Consider the following 3,437-nt stretch of genomic DNA (forward strand, 5'->3'; position numbering starts at 1 on the left):
AGGCGGTTGAGGAGGTCCCCCAGGTTCATGCCCGTGTCCGCCATCACCCCCTCCAGGGCCTCCCCCTGGATGACCATGAACTTGTCCAGCACGCCGTTGCGCCAGGCGCACTGCATGACCCGAAAAACCTCCTGCGGATCGAGCGGCATAACCCTCACCTCCATCACTCGGCCGGAACGGAGCCGGCGGTCACCGGCCCGCCCATACCTTATCCGTGAACCCGGTCCTTTCCGGCTTTCGACTCATCCCCCGCGAGAGAAGAGAGTCTGCCATTACTTACCAAACACCCACGCCGGTGCTCGGCCACCGGCCCGGCCATATCACACACGACCGGGACGTGACCTTCTCATGATCCAGCTCCATGACCCCCTCTTCAGGGCAAGGCGTTACGTTTATCCCGCCTTTATCCCTCGCAGCACCATCTCGATCGCCGTTTCGAAGACATCCTGCATTGGTCTCTTTTTCCCCTCGCCGTCCCCCTCCAGCACGGCGAGGTCGAGTATGCCAGTCGCCATCCTCCAGACCGCCAGTGCGATGGCGCCGGGGTCGAGTTCCCTGCGGAAAAACCCTTTTTCCATCCCCTCCTCGATCTCCCTCACGCCGTATCGCATGAGCTCCGCGGTAGAACGGTTGATGGTCTCCACCAGGTCCGGGGAGGTGTTGGCGCGCGCGTCCTCGGTGAGGAAATACTGCGTGGTGCGGAAATAGGCTCTGTTCTCAAGGCAGTGGTCTATAAAGCCATAGTAGATCGCTCGTACGCGGTCCTCCACACCCTTAGCCCGCTTGAGCTCCCTTTTCAAGCGTTCTTCCAGGAGATGGAAACCCTCCAGGATGACGGAGATATAGAGTTCATCCTTGCTCTTGAAGTAGAGGTAGAGCGTGCCCTTGGAGAGCTCTGCGCGCTCCGCTATCTCCTCCATGGTGGCCCGGTAACCTTTCTCGAAGAAGAGGTCTCGCGCCGCCGCTAGGATGGTTTTTACGCGCTCACGCCTCTCGCGCTCTTTTCTCTCCGCTACCCCCATGTCACCCACCCGGTAAGGTCCGCATGATTGATGCCCAGCCGGCCATTGAAAAGGATGGTTTTTACGCGCTCACGCCTCTCGCGCTCTTTTCTCTCCGCTACCCCCATGTCACCCACCCGGTAAGGGCCAGACCTTGGCACTGACCCGGTTGTAAGGATATTACCCTCTCCCGCCAGATCATCGGAAGCTCAACGCATCGAGGGAAGGGAAAGCCACAAGGTGCGTCCAGTTGTTTGTCCTTTTCTCCTCCCCTGCTGCAAGTTTCGCTCCAGAACCAGCCCACTGAATGACCAAGAGTCATTTTATAACGCTAGGTCATTATAGTCAACCGGCCCGTATTAGATCGCACGGAGACAAAATCGCCTCGTGGCGACATGTGTGCGCACCATCCTCGCCCAGCCGGACGATGGGAGGTGTATGCCCAGCATCATGCGTTGGTACAGCAGCTCTCCTCACGCTTTCCCGAGGCGGTGGAGATGCTCGAGGAGGCCGGGGAGGATATCCTGGCCTTTGCCTCCTTCCCCAGGGCCCACTGGCGCCAGATCTGGTCCAACAACCCCCTGGAGAGGCTCAACCGGGAGGCGAGAAGGCGCGCCGACGTGGTGGGCATCTTCCCCAACCGGGCGTCCGCTATCCGCCCAGTGGGGGCGGTGCTGTCAGAGCAACACCATGAGTGGACGGTGGGAAGAAGATGCATGAGTTTGGAATCCCATTCTCCGGCGCGCATGGGAATGATCGAGGGCGATCACGCGGATGATGGAGAGGAGACGGGGGAGCTGGTGCCCGCGGCCGTTAAGGCAGCCATCAATAGAGGGTGACACAGCGGTGATTAATACACCACTTGACGGGACGTGGCCCTTCTCCCAGAAGTGTGGTTAGCGATGGAGCAGCGACACAAGCCCGATACCCATAACAGCAGCTAAAAGGGGTGCACGTTATGGACTTACTTATGGCCTGCCGGTTACCCACATTTTTGGAGATGAGTGTTAATGGCCAGATAAAAATGAACATATTCTGGCCATTTAAGATTGTACATACCTAAGCAAGCAAGAAAGAATAGGTAGTGTCTTGCCTTGGTCATCGCTACGGCTACCCCGTAATTCATCGCTACGGCTGCCCCGTGATATCTCTTGAACCGGTTATACTCAAGAGCGAGGATACGGGAGGTGAGCGAGGATATGGGGCGTGAGCGAGAATCCGGGAGGTAGGTGATGAAGCAACAGGAGTTCGCCGAGAGCCTGGTGGAGGAATTCCTCTCGGCGCGGGTATATGCGGTGGTGGGGGTATCCACCAACCGGGACAAGTACGGCTACCGGGTCTACCAAGACCTCAAGGAAGGCGGATACACCGTTTACCCCGTCAACCCGCACTACGAGGACATCTTCGGGGAGAGATGCTACCCCGATCTCTCCTCCCTGCCCGAGAAGCCAGAGGTGGTGGAGTTCGTCTGCCCTCCCCCCGTGACGGAGCAGACATTGTACGAGATGAAGGCCTTGGGCATAGAAAGAGCGTGGATGCAGCCCGGAGCGGAATCGCCCCAGGCCATCCGCTTCTGCGAAGATCAGGGCATCAAGGCCATTCACGGCCTGTGCGTGATGGTGGAACGCCGCATGAAGAGAGGGGGCAAGCCGGCGGAGGATTAGACCTTTGGCCCCGCATGCCGGGCCAAACTGATGGGCTTCCCGTAAAAGCGGTCTTGTTGCATGAGATGGTTCCTTTAGCCCGCCTCGATCAATCCCGACCATCGGTAGCCGAAGGCCTTATAGAACTGGCGGAGCGGTTGGTGTCCGGACTCTTGAGGGCTTTCAACACGGAAGTCTTTTGAGCTCAGGTAAATGATAGATTGGCTTTGACGCCTTTTTTATTGCAAGAGCAGCTGCAAACCATTTGACCATGGACCAATGGGGTTTCTGGGTATCGTATGCATGAACGACGGTGTCCCACAGTCCACCCTTGGCTTACCAATAGTATCTCAGACGCCTTTCAGCCACTCATGAATCGATCTTAGGGCGTAGGTTACTCTGGAATACGCCATCTCAAACATAATCTGGCGGAGAGGGTGGGATTCGAACCCACGGAGCCCCGCGAAGGGCTCAACGGTTTTCGAGACCTCTTCGCCCGATTACAGGTATTTCCTGGTAATTGCGCGCTTTCCTGAACCGCAAGTTAACAGATACTACCATTAAATCTTTTCATCATTTCGCCGTACTTGGCACTATGTTTGCCACAATTCGGCCACAATCCTAGGAAATTATACTGTCCTATAAGGCAAACCGAATATTACTATTAGGACAGGAGTTTCCGAGATAAACACCCCTCTTTCCCATAAACCCCCAGCATAATTGCCATTTCCAGGTGCCTGAAAACATAAGACCCCACTGATAAGACAAAGCAAAGGGGATAAATGCCCATGTA

The 3,437-nt window shown here is 56.6% G+C and carries 4 protein-coding genes and 1 tRNA gene; 2 read left to right on the forward strand and 3 right to left on the reverse strand.

The genetic code is table 11. The annotated features are described in order from the left end of the window. Positions 1-149 (reverse strand): hypothetical protein (locus H5T74_14565; GenBank protein MBC7231598.1); only part of this gene is annotated, 149 nt, incomplete at its 3' end. Between the two features lie 243 nt (positions 150-392). Further along, on the reverse strand, positions 393-1,022 hold the full coding sequence (locus H5T74_14570) for a helix-turn-helix transcriptional regulator (protein ID MBC7231599.1): 630 nt from the start codon (positions 1,020-1,022) through the stop codon (positions 393-395). Positions 1,023-1,435: 413 nt separating this feature from the next. Here H5T74_14570 and H5T74_14575 point away from each other — a divergent pair, with 413 nt between their 5' ends. Together H5T74_14575 and H5T74_14580 are read left to right on the forward strand one after the other, a co-directional pair. Continuing rightward, positions 1,436-1,840 (forward strand): transposase, encoded by a 405-nt coding sequence (locus tag H5T74_14575; protein MBC7231600.1) that lies wholly within the window; start codon positions 1,436-1,438, stop codon positions 1,838-1,840. Between the two features lie 393 nt (positions 1,841-2,233). Then, complete coding sequence (locus H5T74_14580; GenBank protein MBC7231601.1) at positions 2,234-2,665, forward strand: CoA-binding protein; 432 nt, start codon at positions 2,234-2,236, stop codon at positions 2,663-2,665. Between the two features lie 405 nt (positions 2,666-3,070). Here H5T74_14580 and H5T74_14585 read toward each other — a convergent pair. Continuing rightward, positions 3,071-3,158 (reverse strand) — tRNA-OTHER (locus tag H5T74_14585). Positions 3,159-3,437 lie beyond the last annotated feature (279 nt).

The sequence above is a fragment of the Actinomycetota bacterium genome, assembly GCA_014360645.1.
Lineage (GTDB): Bacteria > Actinomycetota > Geothermincolia > Geothermincolales > RBG-13-55-18 > Solincola_B.

Coding starts and splice junctions, on each gene's coding strand:
- H5T74_14570 (MBC7231599.1), bottom strand. CDS start 1,022: ATGGGGGTAGCGGAGAGAAAAGAGCGCGAGAGGCGTGAGCGCGTAAAA.
- H5T74_14580 (MBC7231601.1), top strand. CDS start 2,234: ATGAAGCAACAGGAGTTCGCCGAGAGCCTGGTGGAGGAATTCCTCTCG.